Annotated in this window: 12 protein-coding genes and 1 pseudogene; 3 read left to right on the forward strand and 10 right to left on the reverse strand. The window is 53.3% G+C overall.

Annotated elements, in window-relative coordinates:
- Positions 1-112: 112 nt before the first annotated feature.
- The 5 genes from KNP71_RS13330 to KNP71_RS13350 form a co-directional block, all read right to left on the reverse strand.
- Positions 113-2,503: a carbohydrate binding domain-containing protein gene (locus KNP71_RS13330; RefSeq protein ID WP_214756482.1), complete on the reverse strand. Its 2,391-nt coding sequence runs from the start codon at positions 2,501-2,503 to the stop codon at positions 113-115.
- A gap of 243 nt (positions 2,504-2,746) precedes the next feature.
- Positions 2,747-3,919 carry an IS200/IS605 family element RNA-guided endonuclease TnpB gene (gene tnpB / locus KNP71_RS13335; protein ID WP_214715345.1) on the reverse strand — a complete coding sequence of 391 codons (1,173 nt, stop codon included), beginning with the start codon at positions 3,917-3,919 and terminating at the stop codon, positions 2,747-2,749.
- A 138-nt stretch (positions 3,920-4,057) separates the two neighbouring features.
- Positions 4,058-4,630, reverse strand: a complete 573-nt coding sequence (locus KNP71_RS13340) for a DUF1349 domain-containing protein (RefSeq protein WP_214830867.1) — start codon at positions 4,628-4,630, stop codon at positions 4,058-4,060.
- A complete protein-coding gene (locus tag KNP71_RS13345; protein ID WP_214830869.1) occupies positions 4,602-5,144 on the reverse strand; it encodes an NUDIX hydrolase in 543 nt (180 codons plus the stop codon). The genes KNP71_RS13340 and KNP71_RS13345 overlap by 29 nt, the downstream gene beginning before the upstream one ends.
- 13 nt (positions 5,145-5,157) lie before the next feature.
- The gene (locus tag KNP71_RS13350; protein WP_214797344.1) at positions 5,158-5,652 is read right to left on the reverse strand and encodes an LURP-one-related/scramblase family protein; all 495 of its coding nucleotides are present in this window, start codon (positions 5,650-5,652) and stop codon (positions 5,158-5,160) included.
- A 103-nt stretch (positions 5,653-5,755) separates the two neighbouring features.
- On the opposite strand from KNP71_RS13350, the gene KNP71_RS13355 reads away from it, so the two are divergent.
- Positions 5,756-6,199: a hypothetical protein gene (locus KNP71_RS13355; RefSeq protein ID WP_214830871.1), complete on the forward strand. Its 444-nt coding sequence runs from the start codon at positions 5,756-5,758 to the stop codon at positions 6,197-6,199.
- A 56-nt stretch (positions 6,200-6,255) separates the two neighbouring features.
- On the opposite strand, the gene KNP71_RS13360 is transcribed toward KNP71_RS13355, so the two are convergent.
- The 5 genes and pseudogenes from KNP71_RS13360 to KNP71_RS13380 form a co-directional block, all read right to left on the reverse strand.
- On the reverse strand, positions 6,256-7,623 hold the full coding sequence (locus tag KNP71_RS13360; protein WP_214830873.1) for an alkaline phosphatase: 1,368 nt from the start codon (positions 7,621-7,623) through the stop codon (positions 6,256-6,258).
- Positions 7,624-7,771: 148 nt separating this feature from the next.
- On the reverse strand, positions 7,772-8,422 hold the full coding sequence (locus KNP71_RS15940) for a FusB/FusC family EF-G-binding protein (RefSeq protein ID WP_214830875.1): 651 nt from the start codon (positions 8,420-8,422) through the stop codon (positions 7,772-7,774).
- 133 nt (positions 8,423-8,555) lie between these two features.
- Complete coding sequence (locus KNP71_RS13370; protein WP_214830877.1) at positions 8,556-8,822, reverse strand: CD3324 family protein; 267 nt, start codon at positions 8,820-8,822, stop codon at positions 8,556-8,558.
- A 275-nt stretch (positions 8,823-9,097) separates the two neighbouring features.
- Positions 9,098-11,832: pseudogene (locus tag KNP71_RS16120) on the reverse strand (glycoside hydrolase family 3 C-terminal domain-containing protein).
- The gene (locus KNP71_RS13380; RefSeq protein WP_214830880.1) at positions 11,832-12,899 is read right to left on the reverse strand and encodes an alpha/beta hydrolase; all 1,068 of its coding nucleotides are present in this window, start codon (positions 12,897-12,899) and stop codon (positions 11,832-11,834) included. The pseudogene KNP71_RS16120 and the gene KNP71_RS13380 overlap by 1 nt, the downstream one beginning before the upstream one ends.
- Before the next feature lie 84 nt (positions 12,900-12,983).
- On the opposite strand from KNP71_RS13380, the gene KNP71_RS13385 reads away from it, so the two are divergent.
- Both KNP71_RS13385 and KNP71_RS13390 read left to right on the forward strand, forming a co-directional pair.
- Positions 12,984-13,757 carry an aminoglycoside 6-adenylyltransferase gene (locus tag KNP71_RS13385; RefSeq protein WP_214830882.1) on the forward strand — a complete coding sequence of 258 codons (774 nt, stop codon included), beginning with the start codon at positions 12,984-12,986 and terminating at the stop codon, positions 13,755-13,757.
- A 128-nt stretch (positions 13,758-13,885) separates the two neighbouring features.
- Positions 13,886-15,331: a DEAD/DEAH box helicase gene (locus tag KNP71_RS13390; protein WP_029596425.1), complete on the forward strand. Its 1,446-nt coding sequence runs from the start codon at positions 13,886-13,888 to the stop codon at positions 15,329-15,331.
- The last annotated feature ends 324 nt before the right edge of the window (positions 15,332-15,655 follow it).

Genomic DNA, 15,655 nt, shown 5'->3' on the forward strand with positions numbered 1-15,655 from the left:
ACGGCTTGAGCCCTGTCGAATACAGGTCTCAAGCCGCATAGTCCGGTTTTCATTATTTGCCCTGTCTACTTGACGGGGAGCAGTTCAGCATGCGAGGCGCTCTTGCTTTCGATTATTTTACGGTCACGCTGACGTTGTCGATCGTCACATCGTGCGCGCCGAGCGGCGAGCCTTCCGTGCGGCCGAGCAAGAATTTCATAGCTGTCATGTCTGTCTGGCCCATGACAAACTCGAACTCATACGTGTTCGTCTCAGGAGTAACTTGGACGATTTCGCTCAAGTAACGTGTGTACGCCGCGTTCTCGATCGTCACTTCCATGTTACGGGCTACTGTCGACGAAGCATCGAAGCGCACGACGTACGTTTGACCTGCATGCAACTCGAGACCACCCTGCTCCATGAGCACGCTCCACGGCTCTTGTCCTTCTTGCGTGATTGACAATTGAGCCGCCTCGTTCACCGCTTCGACCGCCGCTTGAGCGTCAAAGTGGACGTACGAGCCCCAATGCGTCAATCCTTCAGTGAATGAACCGTTCTTGAGAGGTGATGGATCAACATCGACCGGTGTCACATCCAGTAATTGCACATCGTCGAGTGTGATTTCACCTTTAGCCGAACCAAGCACGAATTGGAGTTGGCTCAACAAATCCGACTCTTGTTCCATCGTGAACGGGATTTCAATTGATTGGAAGTCGCGCGTCAACGCCACGTCTTGGAGCGGGAGATACGCTTGTCCGTCCAATCCATTCAAGCCGACTTGAAGCGATTTGATGCGTTCCGACTTCGCGTTGAACCGAAGCACGTACTCACGGCCTTCCGTCAATTGAATGCCGTTTTGGACGAGCGTTGCCGGTTGCCCTTTCTTCGCGTTCGTCACGAACTCGAAGTGACGAGCTTCCTCATCAACCGTACCTGTGCCTTTCGTTGCGCCTGGGTCAAACTGCCAGTACGTCAAGCGGTCCATTGCCCCTTGATCGAACGTGCCGTTATAGACATGGTTGCCGTCTCCGAGCGCCGATTTCGTCGCGTTCGGGTCGAGCGCTTCGCGCGGTGTCTGTTCGACGCGGACGTTCCCGATTTGAACGCCTGCCGTGCTGAGGCCGACGTTGAACTCGAGGCGTGCCGCGAGGTCCGTGTCTTCCGTCATGTCGAACGTCATCGAGTACGTCTGGACGTCGGTCGTCAAATCGAACGAACCTTCATCCGAATATTTAGCGTAACCACGGTCTGGTCCACCGCCGACTTTGACAGCGATTGAGCGGGCCGAGTCGGCACTCGCGTCGAACGACACTTTGTAGTGACCGCCTTTGCCGAGTGACACGTTTTGAATCAATTGGTGCGAGTAAGGCTGACTGCCCGCTTGCGTGATCGAGATATCCGCGAAGCGCGAACCAGCTTGCTCAATCACGTCGATGGATCCAGCCCCACCGAAGTCCGGTAGCGCCACATAGTTCCAATTCACAGGGTCAAGCGCCTGCGAACCGTTTGTCACGGTCGTGATTGGCTCTGTGTAGTCTTGATCGTAGACGAGGTTGCCGTCTTCAGACGGTTGTTTCGCTCCATCCGGAAGCACAATCGTTTCATCCGTATACACCGGTTCGACTGCTTCGCGATAGTCGCGGTTCTTCAAATCGAAGACGCGAACGTAATCGACTTTCATATCAGCCGGGAATGGTGTCGTCGCATCGACGTCTCCATCAAACCAGCCGCCGACGGCCAAGTTCATAATCAAATAGAAGTTTTGGTCGAACGGTGCCGGATAGCTGTATTTCGTCGCTTGGTTCAACCCTTTCGAGTACCAATCGTTTTGTGTCTGATACAATTTCCCGTCCACGTACCAACGCAACTCGCCTGGCTCCCACTCGACCGCATATGTATGCCATTTGTCGATGCCGTCGCCTTCTTCAAAGTGGTAGTCTTTACCGGTATATTTATTGTTCGGCCAGTTCTCGCCGTAATGAATCGTTCCGGCGACCTTGTCAGGCTGACTGCCCCATGATTCCATGATGTCGATTTCGCCAGACGCGGCCCAGGCGCCGTAACGGTCCTGTTCCTGCAACATCCAGAACGCCGGCCATAGCCCTTTGCCGGTCGGGAGCTTCGCACGCATCTCATAACGGCCGTACGTTTGACTGAACTTACCTTTGGTCGTCAACTTCGCTGACGTGTAATCGTATGACCCAAGTTCGTCTGTCACTTGTTCTTTTTTCGCACGGATGACGAGATTCCCGTCTTCTACGAAAGCGTTTTCGTTTTTGTCCGTGTAAAATTGCTTCTCATTGTTTCCCCAACCCGGTGTGACCGGCGTACCGTCTTGATCCTTCAACCAGTTCCCCGTATCGAAGTTCCATTTGGTCTGATCGATTTCTGATTTGTTGAACTCATCCGACCAGACGAGCTTCCATTTCGTGTTGTCTTTTTTCTCAGGCTTTTCGGCAGATGCGCCTTGTGCGGCTGACAAGACAAGACCGGTCCCGAGTGCAAGTGCGACCCATTTCTTCATTACATTTCCTCCCTTGGCATGAATGAAGGCAGGGACGACGCAATCGACCTTGCCTCTTTTAGTGACGTACAAATTGAAACCGCTTTCCGAAAGCGCTTTCGTTAATCTTATTATAAATTTTTTCCATGTCTCGATTCAACCATTTTCTTAAAGTGAAATGAAAATGACTTGAACTACCCCCACCTACGCTTCGCTTGGGGGTGGAGGATTCCTGAGTGATCCGACCTAACAGTCGAAACCTGATCAGGCTAGCCCCGTCGTCCTGACGGTTGAAGAGGCGAGGATGCGTTCGGCCTCTCGTTTGAGGTTCAGTCCTGCGTTCACATCGCGGTCGTGGTGGGTCCCGCAACCCGGGCATGTCCACTCACGCAGACCGAGATGCTTCACGTCTCTATGTCGATGGCCGCAACTTGAACAGAGCTGGCTCGAGGCGAAGGTCTTCCCGACCTTCACGACGGTCTTGCCGTACCAGTCCGCCTTGTACTCGAGCATGTGGAAGAACGCCGACCAACTGACATCGGAGATGGCTTTGCTGAACTTGCGGTCCTGTTGCATGTCTTTCACCTGCAGGGTCTCGATGCCGATGACGTCGTGGTTTTTGACGATCTCGGTCGACACTTTGTGCAGGAAGTCGGTACGTTTGTTCGCGATCTTCTCATGGATGCGGGCGACCTTGCGTTTTTGTTTCTGGTAGTTCTTCGCCTCGGACAGCTTGATGTTCTTGTTCAGGGCGATGAGCTGACGACGGGAGAGTTTTCGTTGCTCGCGCGCCAGTTTCTTCTCGAGCGTGCGAAAATAGCGGTCGTTTTGGTACACCGTGCCGTCGGACAGGACGGCGAAATGCTTCAGTCCGACGTCGACGCCGACGGTTGAGCCGGTCTTTGGCAGTTCGTCGATCTCCTGCTCGACGCACAGGGAGACGAAGTATTTGCCCGTCGCGTTCCGTCGGATCGTGGCGCTGAGGATTCGGCCCTCGACTTGTTTCGAGTTGGCGAACCGGACCCACTTCAACTTCGGCAGCTTAAGCCGGTTGCCGACGATCGACACCTCAGGAAGTTGAGACTTGCCTTGGATGTTCGTCTTATAGGATTGGACGGGGTTCCGTTTCGATTTGAACCGGGGCCGTTCGTTCTGCTTCTTGAAGAAGCGGTCAAACGCTTCGGCGAGGTGTTTGACGCTGGTTTGGACAGATGTACTATCGACCTCCCTCAGCCAGTCGAACTCTTGCTTGAGTACAGGGATTTTTTTCGAACAGGAACCGTAGGACAGTCCTTTTCCTGTCGCCTCGTAGGTCTCTTCCCACTTCGTCAAGAAGTGGTTGAAGACGAAGCGTGAACAACCGATCGTCTTGGCAATCAGAATCTCCTGCTCCGTTGTCGGATAGATCCGGAATTTATACGCTTTATGCTTCAACAAGATGTTCACCTCCCTTAGGTATTTATACCCAAAAGAGAGGTTGGCGATTCATAGCCCACTTTCACTAGGGCTTCGCCCGCGACGTTTAGAAGCGGGAGCATTCTCGCCTAATTTTGATAAAAAGCATCGACTGATGACTCAAGTCGATGCTTCCGTAACGATCCAATCTGAAATCGTGACCGTGAATCCAGGCGCCTCCGGATCCGGACTACAAGCGTACGGTCCAACGCGTAACGTCGACACATCATGGAGATGAGCGATTCGCAACTGTTCACGCGCACCTCCCTCGTATTCGAAGAACACCTCGACATCACCATCGGTATAGACGAGTTCGAACGTCAACCGTCCGTGAATGTCCTTGTTGGGGAAATCACGCGTCGACCAATCCGAATAACCAAAGGACGTGACGACAGCCCCGAGGTGTGACGGTCCGTCCGGGATATACTCGACGGACGTCTTGAGCCAATGGTCGTCGTTGACGTACAGCAGGATGCCGGCTTGATCGTATGTATGGCTCGGCTCCATCTCAATCGTCGCCCGACACGTGAACTGCTTGGTCGACACGTCCGTCACCAAAGCGTGTGCCGTCATCCGGTTGAAGCCGTAATGGGTGTTCCGCCAAAAGTCGGTGTCTGGTGCTGTCTGGAACGTCAAGCGCTCACCGGCGCTCACTTCATTAGGTTCATTGATCCCCGTGTATGGCTGCCACATGATTGATTCCTCCCCACTGCCCTCGCATCGCGAACAATAATGGAATCATCCCCTCGTGATACGGGATGAATTCGCCTGAACGAATCATGTCGAGAATCGTCGCCTCGTCCGCCCACTGTACGGCCTGCACTTCTGATTCCTGTAACGTCAATTCATCGAGATCTACCTCTGTCTCGACGAGGTAGATGTCGTCGAACCCCTCGTCAAAGTTGACTGTCAAATGCGGTCTTGTGTGTGATAAGTCGAGTTTTAGCCCGATTTCTTCTTCGAGCTCGCGCATCGCCGCCTGTTGGCTCGTATCGCCGACCGTGGCGCTGCCGCCGACGGTGATGTCCCACATGTTCGCCCAACCGTCTTTGAACGGTTGGCGTTGCTGAATCAACATCTGTCCGTCCTTGTTGAAAATACAGACGTGGATGACGAGATGATAATCGCCGTTCTCGAGGCGGGTGCCCCGCTGCCACGTCCGCCCTGTCTTCTTGCGGTCCACATCATACACATCCCAAAACTCCATCGTTCCATCCCCTTTATGTCGCCGCGCTCGCACCTGCGGCTTGGTCTGACTTCGCACAATCGATGGCGACGACGATCGAGATGAGCATGTGCTCCATCGTCTCGTCCATCACTTGAATCTCGTAACTATCGCCCCATGACAACCATTTCTTTTGGACGCTGCCGATGACTTGGCCGTTCTGCATCACTTGGAAGTCCATGTCCCACCAGTTGCCTTGCACATCGATTCCGGCCGCATCAATCGTATAACGCGGTTTGAATAACGTAAACTCTTTCGAAATCGTGACCGTCTCTTGGCCTTCCACATCGACATAGAACTTCGGCAAGAAACTGAACGTCTTTTTCGTGATTGTCGTAATCTCATGGCCGTCTTTGTCCGAGATTGTGAACGATTTCGGTAGCTTCATAAAGCTCCCTTCAACGAAGTACAAATCGTTCTCATCCGCATCTTTGATGGTGAAGCGGCCGCGCAGGCTGAAAACCTTCTGTTTCATATAGAGCGTGTTCATCGTCATCCCTCCGATTTGGTCGTGATACCATATATACGAGTATTTACCCAACTATGATTCACTTCATTGTATTTTCCTGTTTTGAACATCGAGAGGAGGCTTTATGAACCATCAACTTTCAATCGAGGTGGATCTCGATTCTTTAGCCTATGACACACATATCATCGGCAACATCGCCTTCGTCATCGACTTTCATGATTATTTCCCGGGACAGGATTGGTCGGATTTCGTCGCCATCGTCTTGAACTGGTGGGTCGACAATTGCCGTGCCCTCGTATTCGCCCCGTGGCGGGAGACATACTCGTTTCAATTCATGGACGGCCCGATCCGGATAACCGCTGAAAAAGTGACCGCCACAGAAGTTGAGCTCACGTTCATAGAAGATGGCCATCTCCATACGCCTATGGGGACTGTATCACTTCAGGAATTGAAACATGCCCTCATCAAAGCGACACGTCAGTTCATCAATGCCGCGGACCGACACGGCTGGCGAAACGAAGACATCGAGGCGTTACGACACGCGGTCAAAGCGCTCGATGCCTCCTGAATCCAATCAAAGGGACCACGCGGCAACTATCCGCATGGTCCCTCTGTCCGTTTTCCTTATTTTATTTTCCCACGATTCTCCAACAACTCAAAAATGCGCGCGGCTTGATCCGTGTTGTCGATCATGCCCGTGAACTGCTCTTTTTGAGGACCGTATGCATAGACCGGCACGTCGTCCCCGGTGTGACCGTCCGTCGTCCAACCCGTCCCTGAGCGTGCATCAAAGATTTTTTCAATCGCATTGTCAATCTTCGTCACGTCTTTCGTTTCGGCAGCCTGTTGGACCGATTTCATTTCCGCATCCGTCAAGTCGAGGTCGATCCATTCGTTCAACACCGCTTCCACATCTTGTCCTGCTTCAATCTGTTTCGCCATAAAGTCCGGTGTGCGTTTCGCGGCTTGGATCGCAGCCGGGTCCCAGTTATAGTTCCCGTCTGAACCGATTGAGAAGCCACCTGTCGAGTGATCGGCTGTGACGATGACCAACGTCTCGCCGTTCTCTTTCGCGAATTCCTCGACTTCTTTGAACGCATTCTCAAAGTCTTTCATCTCACTCATCGCGCCGACGACATCGTTGTCATGGCCGGCCCAATCGATTTGACTGCCTTCTACCATCAAGAAGAAGCCATCTTCGTCGTCCTTTAAGCGGTCGAGCGCCGACGTCGTCATGTCGGCCAAGCTCGGCTGGCTATCGTCTCGATCGATCATCTTGTCGAGTCCGACCTCGGCGAACAGACCGAGCACTTGTTTATTGTCGTCCTGCTTCATCTCGTCCGCCGATTTTACATAGCTATATCCATCTTGTTGGAACTGTTTCGCGATATTGCGGTCCGAGCGTTCGAAGAAGTCGGTTCCGCCGCCCAACATGACGTCGATTTTATGTTCCCCATTAATCAACTCATCATAATAATCGTTAGCGATGGCGTTCTCACTCTTGCGCTCTTCTTCGTGGGCACCGTACGAGGCCGGTGTCGCATGCGTGATTTCAGACGTTGCGACGATCCCGGTCGACATGCCGTTCTCTTTCGCCTGCTCGAGGACCGTTTTCACGTCCGACTTGTCGTTGTCGACCGCGATGGCATTGTTGTACGTCTTGACACCGGCGCTCATCGCTGTGGCCGCTGCCGCTGAGTCCGTCACGTTCTCGGCCTCATCTTCTGGATACGTCGACTGCAAGCCGACCAAGTGTGGATCGAACGCCGTCTGTGGCATGTCCACTCCTTCCGTGTCGTTCATGTAGCGTAGCGCCGTCGTATATGGAACGCCCATCCCGTCCCCAATCATGAAGATGACGTTTTTCGCTTTGCCGTTCTTGCCGTCCTTCGCCTGTACCTCTGTCTCGTTTTGTTGCATCCCGACAAGTCCGCCGATTGCGAGCGTCGACACGACGGCCAACGGAATCACTTTTTTCATCGATTTCTTCATTTCCTTAGTCCCTCCCGAATATGTACTGCTTGTGCTGACTTTTGTAGACTAAAGGATTTTTGTTAAGAAGCTTTTTCAACACCGAGTCAATCCTGTATAGGTTTTGTAAAGACGACAAAAAAGAATCGACGCATGGTCGATTCTCTGTTCACTCTTTCAACGCCGTTTCGACGAACGTCATCAAGGCGTCCAAGTTGGTCATGTTCTCGTTGCATGAGGCACTGTCTGTACAAATATACGTCCCAATCGCTTTATAATAGTCAGGATTTTTCGCTTGTTTCGCTTTTGTGATGGTGACACAGTACGAGACTTCTGCAAACTGGTTACAGAAGGCGCAAATATTTTTCTTCGCGTTCGAGCTTGCCTTGAGCTCGATTCCCATGAGCTGATGATTCTTCTCGCAAACGATATATTTCCGATTGGAACGTAAGTCGTTCCAGCTCATGTAGGACATCCGATTCACATTAAAACTCGTTGCGTCCGGAAGCCTTAGCTTTTTCTGTTTGGGAAACATTTTTTTCACTTGTGGTTCCGTAACTTGAGGGAATGACCGGACATGAGGTCTTAACCCTTCTATGAAAACGTCATACGATTCATCTGTTTTTAAAGTCGATACGTCCATCATCGCAAGCTGAGATGGCGTCGCATCTGGAAACAGATATGCGATTTTAGCATTAGCCAAATCGATGACGGCTTGTAATACGGAAGCCGGTAAGCTTTTCTTTCGACTATCTCGAATGATCTCGACTTGTTCTCGAATGAAGTTGAATTGGTGGTTTTCCATAAAACGCTCTGACATGTTCAGTCATCCTTTCTCCATCCTGACTTCTTTTAGTGTAAAGGATTTTACAAGACAAGATTGCACCGACTTCAAGTTAGAACTGTTTTATATAAAAAAACGGCACAATCGCAATTATGCGTTGTGCCGTTGATTAATTTGAAGAGTAAACGATTTTTCGAATGGTCGTGACGGCCAAATGATATTCAGCCGCCAACTGGTCAACCCGAGTCCCCTTCGCATAGGATGTTCGAATCGCTTCATTCCGCTGTTCAAGCAGCTGTTTGCCACCACTGACTGTTCCCCAGCGCTTCTTTTCTTGACCGGTCCGGGGGACGTAGAGCGTCTCCCCTTGGACGTATCGTTGAACTTCCTGAAGCAACTTCTCCGGAAGAATCTGTTGCGCATTTACGTACTTCATATCTGCTCGCTCCTTATAGAAAATCCGACAATAAGGAAGCAAAGCCATTGTTGTAAAAGATTACCTAGCGATCAAATAAACCGTTCTGCCCCATGCAAACGATCGCCCTTGTGACAACTGGCTTTGCATGAGTGATTGAAGACTTAGAAAATCTCAAACGATTTTCCACGTATATGCGCCCCCCTTTCAAATCACAAGATGTTGACCTCATTATACAAAATATCTCGTGATGTTTGAAAGACAGGCGAACATATACGATGAAGAGCTCTTGTTGGTCATCCGTTTTTCATGCTGAACGAGTCGACGAGCGTGAACGTGATGTCTTTCACGTCGAGACCGCCGAGTGCGAAGTAGAGCTGCAAGTAGTTGTGCTGGTTCAAGAAGAACACTTGCTTCGTCTGCGTCACCCATTCCCCGTCCGTCCCGTTGAACGTGAACGTCGGGCCCGGGATGTTGTTGGCGAACAACGTGACCGGCATCTGGGCAAGTTCACCCGCGTCCGATTTCGCCGTAATCGTCACGTCGTAAGTGCCCGTCTCATCGACCGAGACGGCAAAGACGTGCGTATTCCCTGTCGATGTGTCGGCGTCACTCAGGCTGACAGCTTCACCGCTCTCAAGGTGGCGATACGTCACATCGAAGTCGATAGCCTGTCCGGCTTCCTCGTCGAGACCGATCACCTCGACCGTGCCGTCGTGAATGCCGAGCTCGCGTTCCATCGCCGGTGACTGTAAGACGAAACGGCAGATGTTCGCCGCGCTCCGGAGCAGTTCACCACGAGTGAGCAAGCCCTCAGCGAGTGCCGCGCCCGTGTTGTCATCGAACGAGTTCGTGTCCGGACGGTCGACGACCATATACAAGTCGTTTTGCGACTGAACCATCGCCGCCGTGTTCTGACGGTTCGCCGGCTCGTCTTCATGGTGGTTCACTTTCGCCCACCAGTCGGTCATGACGATGCCGTCAAAGCCCCACTCGTCACGGAGGATGCGCGTGTTCTGGTCATACAATCCGGCCGTCCAGACGCCGTTGACGGCGCCATACGTCGTCATGATTGATGTGGCCTTGCCTTCTTTGACGGCCATCTCGAACCCTTTCAAGTAAATCTCACGCAGCGCCCGCTCCGAGACGATGGAGTCGATATCGTGACGGTGCGCCTCTTGGTTGTTGGCGCTGAAGTGCTTGAGCGTTCCTGTCACACCGACGCGATGCATCCCGTTCAATTGGGCGATCGCCATCTTGCCGGTCACGTGCGGGTCTTCCGAGAAGTACTCGAAGTTCCGGCCGTTGAGCGGGTTGCGGTGAATGTTCATCCCAGGTCCGAGGAGCGTATCGACGCGATTTTTCCGCATCTCGAGTCCAGTCATCTCGAACAGGTCTTCCACCAATTGGACGTTGAACGTCGAAGCGAGGAGCGTCCCGTTCGGAAGGGCGAACGCCTTCGTCCCGATGTCCATCCGGATGCCGGACGGACCGTCCGCGCAACATGCCGCTGGAATGCCGAGCTCGTTCAAGCGGTCCGATACGCCACCGAACGCGGCGGCCGTCCCCGGCGTCACGCGCGGCGAGTTCATCCCTTGTCCCCGGACGATGCAGGCGAGATCCTCATCCGTCAATTGATCGAGGAACGCATCGAGCTCGACCTTGCCCGCATAAACGTCCTTCAGTGTGAAGCCGTTGTCACCGGCGTAGTCGCGCGTGACCGGACGTTCGGCGAGGTAGCGCGCCTCGACATCGACCGCTCGGAGCGGCGTCGGCACGTACTCGACCAAATAGCCATGCTCGCCGACGACCGGTTTGATCCGGTCGAACGGAGTGACCGGGGCCATGTTCTCGCTGAGCGTCTCGACAAGTTGTTGGGATGCCACTTCATACGCGAACACCGGTCGTGCCGAGCGCACGTCGGTCCCGAGGTGAAACTCGTATGTGCCGGCCTCGAGAACGAAGCTTGACGCGTGACCGGGACGCTGAGTGTGAGCGTCGTCCGTTCCCCCGGTACGAGTGTGTCCGTTTTATCGAAGGCGACGAGTGAACGTGCCGGGTTACCGAGCATGCCTTGCGGCTTCTCAACGTAGAGCTGAACGACCTCTTTTCCGTCAACGGCGCCCGTGTTCGTCACATCGACGGTCACCGTGATCACACCGTCCTGTTCGTCCGCCGTCGCGACGTCGGTCGTGAACGCCGTGTATGACAAGCCGAAGCCGAACGGATAGAGCACCGCGTCCTTGGCGAACGTCTCGAAATAACGGTAGCCGACATAGATGTCTTCTTGGTAGATGCCTTTGTCCGCATGTCCGAAGTTTTTCGTCGACGGGTAGTCCTCAATCGATTTCGCGATCGTATCGGTCAACTTTCCAGATGGCGTGACCGCACCCGTCAACACGTCGACGAGTCCCGTCCCACCTTCTAATCCCCCTTGCCATGCGTAGAGGATGGCGCTCGGTTGATGCGCCCAGTCCATCTCGATGATATTGCCGACGTTCAAGACGACGGCTGTCTTCGTGAACGCCTTCGATACTCGCTCAATCAACGCCTGCTCGATGTCCGTCAACAAATAGCTGCCCGGGTCGGCCGTGTTGTCCCGGTCTTCCCCCGCCGTACGTCCGATGAAGATGAGGGCCACGTCTGACTGCGCGGCTGCTTCTCGGACGAGCTCATCCGTCACCGCCACCTCGGGCTGCGACCACGGTTCGCCGGCCCAGCCGACGCCTTGGTCGAACGGGTTCGCCTCGACCCATGTCTCATATGTCTTAAGAAGCGAGTCGTTCAACTGAATCCCTTCTGTCGCCTGAAGCGCCTCGAGCGGACTCGTCACGTGCGAGACGTTGACCATCCCACCTGAACCCGTGCCGCTCTTATAGTAGTTGAATTGGCTGCGTCCGAAGACAGAGACGGTCGTCCCATGTTGGAGCGGAAGCGTCGCCTGCTCGTTCTTTAAGAGGACGGCCCCTTCCGCGACGGCTGTCCGTGCCAATTGTTTATATGTATCCCAGTTCAATGTGTAAGTTTTCATCATGTCATCTCCTTCATTCCGTTTGCGATTTCGGTCATACAGTCTTCGGCTTGCGGGAAGTCGCCGAGCTTGTCCATAAAGGCGTGGTCCATCCCGCGGTATTGAATCAATCGTGTCTTCACACCGGCGCGCGCCAGTTTCCGTGCATACACTTCGCCTTCAAGGCGCAGATAGTCGTACTCGGCCGTGATGAGGAGCGCGGGCGGAAGACCCGCCACATCATCGGCGAACAACGGAGAGACGAGCGGGTCGGTCAGCTCCGCCTTGCCTTGTAAATACACATGGTTGAGCAAACCGTCCGAATCACCGAGCGCCATGACGACGCCACGAATCAAGTCGTGGTGATGCTTGATCTCATAGTCGTCGAGTCTCCATTCATAATCGTCTGTCGGGATTGATCCTAGATTGACGACCGGATAGACGAGCGCTTGATAGTGAATCCGATTCAACCCTTTCGAGCGTTCGAGCAGACAACAGGCCGTCGCCAAGTTCCCACCGGCACTGTCGCCCGCGACCGCGAGGCGATCCTGCAACACGTTCAATTTGTCGGCCTGCTCGTATACCCATTCGACCGCCCGATAACAGTCGTTCAATCCGGCCGGAAACGGATGCTCCGGCGCGAGCCGGTAGTCGACCGAGACGACGAGGGCGTTCGCTTTCTCCGCCAGTAACTTACACGGGTTCTCGACCGTATCGAGCGTCCCGCCGAAGAACCCGCCGCCGTGGAAGAATACGATGGCCGGTAACGCCTCTTCCGTGCGCGGCCGATACAGGCGTGCCGGGATGTCACCGTCAGCGCTCGGAATCATGACGAGGTCTGTCGTGATGTCCATCGTCGTCACGTCCCGGTTCGGCCAGCCCATGCTGGCACGGGCAGACGCCAAGTCGAACGACGTCTCTGGCTCGGCTGCGGCATAGCCCTTGATGACGGCCAAGACGCGCGGGTCCAAATCCCCGCTGACACCCGAATCGGGAATCGGTTTGATGATTGTCTCGATGCCGTCCACATGATTTCGCTCTCGAGACTGGCTTAAATCATCCACTAGTTGTGCATAAGTTGCTTCCATCACTTCATCCTCCTGACATGTTTAAAGGGTTCGCCCTCGATTGGTAGAATAAGGATGTATCATCTACGAAAACGAGGTCTTGTTATGTACAGTACAGTCGAAAGAGATACACACTTCCAACACGTGCTTCAGCATCTACAAACCGACACAGGCGCTCAAGGTGTCGTTCAGCTCGGCTCCGGGGCCGCAGGCTATCAGGACCAGTACTCTGATATCGATTTAATGGTTGCTGCCCGCACTGGCGTTGACCCCCAATCCATCAAGCAGCATCTAGCCGACTACTTTCTCCAGTTATCCCCGGTTTTCATTAAAGAGAAGCGGTTCGGACCGGATATCTTTTTATTGATTGTCCTGCTCGAGAATCGGTTGGAGTTTAACGTCTCGATCGCCCCGCTTGAAATCTTACCGGTCCGTTCCCCGCTTTGGAAGGTCGTCGTCGATCAAGACGGACAACTCCTCCAACGCATGGAGAGCGAACATGAACAATTCATCGCGAGTCCAATCCAGTATGAGACCGGTGACGTCCCTTTCGAGTTCATCTATGCCTCACTGGCCCTTGAGAAAGAGTTGAAGCGAAACAACCCCATTTATGCGCTGAAGATGCTCGAGACGTTACGAGAGCTGACGTTGACGGCTCAAGCGCTGAAAGAAGGACGAAAGGTCCATCAATTCAAGGCATATCATACGTTGAACCGTTCGTTCATCGAAGACTATTTACAGACGTATCCTGCCTCCGTCGACCCAGTGTCAATCCAACGCGCCAGACAATCGCTTCACACCTTGTTTGCAACTTGTTTGGAAGACCATCCGCAGTTCAAACTTGAACCGTATATGCGGCGGTTGCTTCAAGAGGAATGAGTTTCACACTTGACCGATTTTCGGGATGAACGACGAACGGGTTGCTTTCGTGTATAATGAAGCGTAATCCAAATTGCTAATGAAAATTTCTCGAATAGAAGTTTCTTACACGAAAAAGAGGTAAACCTATGAATCAACCACGCTTTTCAGACTATCGCCTGAGCGAAGACATCCAACGCGCGCTCGGCATCATGAAATACGAATCACCGACCGAAGTCCAACAGAAAGTCATCCCGCTCGCCCTCGAGCGCCAAGACTTGGTCGTCAAAGCCCAAACCGGAAGCGGGAAGACCGCAGCGTTCGGGATTCCGGTAACGGAACTCATCGAATGGGAAGAGAACAAGCCGCAAGTGCTGATTCTCACACCGACGCGCGAACTCGCCGTCCAAGTCCGTGAGGATATGACGAACATCGGTCGTTTCAAACGCATCAAGGCGACTGCCGTCTACGGGAAAGAACCGTTCTCGAAACAACGTGAAGAATTGAAGCAGAAGACGCACATCGTCGTCGGGACACCGGGACGCGTCATGGACCACATCGAACGGGAGACGCTCGTCCTCGATAAAATCGATTACTTGATTATCGATGAGGCCGACGAGATGTTGAACCGTGGCTTCCTCGCTGACGTCGAGGCGATTCTTCAAGAATTGCCACGCGACCGTGTGACGATGGTATTCTCGGCGACGTTCCCGAACGACATCGAGCGCTTGTGCCAAAAGCACATGAACGAACCTGTCCGTGTCGCCATCGAATCGAGCGGTGTCACCGCCTCGACGATCGAACACGGCTTGATTGAAGTGCGCCGCGAAGACAAGCTCGCCGTGCTGAAAGATGTGACGGTCGTCGAGAATCCGGACAGCTGCCTCATCTTCTGTCGGACGAAAGAACATGTCGACACGGTTTACACCGAGCTCGATCAGGCCGGTTACTCGTGCGAACGCCTCCACGGTGGCCTTGAGCAAGAAGACCGTTTCGCCGTCATGGAAGGGTTCAAGATGGGCAACTTCCGTTATCTCGTCGCGACCGACGTCGCAGCACGTGGAATCGACGTCGATAACGTCAACCTCGTCATCAACTATGACGTGCCGATGGAAAAAGAGAGCTACGTGCACCGGACCGGACGCACAGGCCGTGCCGGCAACGCCGGAAAAGCGATCACGCTCGCGACGCCGCATGAAGGCAAGTTCGTTCGCGCCATCGAAGCGTTCATCAAGTTCGATATCCCGGAGATGGATGCACCGACTGAAAGAGAAGTCGCGCGCAACCAAGCCGCGTTCGAAGAGAAGTTGAGCGGTCGACGTGTCGTTCGCAACAACAAGACGGCCCGCATCAACCAAGACATCATGAAGCTTCACTTCAGCGGCGGGAAGAAGAAAAAACTCCGCGCCGTCGACTTCGTCGGTACAATCGCCAAAATTCCTGGCGTGTCGGCTGACGATATCGGCATCATCACGATCAACGACCAGATGACGTACGTCGACATTTTGAACGGCAAAGGCTCACTCGTCCTTCAGGCGATGGAATCGACACCGATTAAAGGTAAAAAGCTAAAAGTTAGTAAAGCCCATAAATAAACAATCCAGGTTTCGGAGAGGAAGATCTCTCCGGGCCTTTTTTGTGTTTAACCAACATTACCGAAAGCGCTTTCGATAAACGTTAAAAAAATAAAACTTATCGAGAGAACGCTTTCAAGAGCATCATACCGATAACCGTTCCGAAATTCAACTATCCTCACGTGATTGACAAAAAAAGGCTCAGACGATTGTCTGAACCTCAGTCTTCCAAATGAAGAAAATCAATCTTGTCCTCTCGAATCGAACGATGGCTCGATTGGATAGCAAGGGCGGTCATCCGCTCAACGATTTCTAACGGGTGAACCCGCTCGTCTCCGTCCGCTT

Source organism: Exiguobacterium sp. s56 (assembly GCF_018618255.1).
GTDB lineage: Bacteria > Bacillota > Bacilli > Exiguobacteriales > Exiguobacteriaceae > Exiguobacterium > Exiguobacterium chiriqhucha.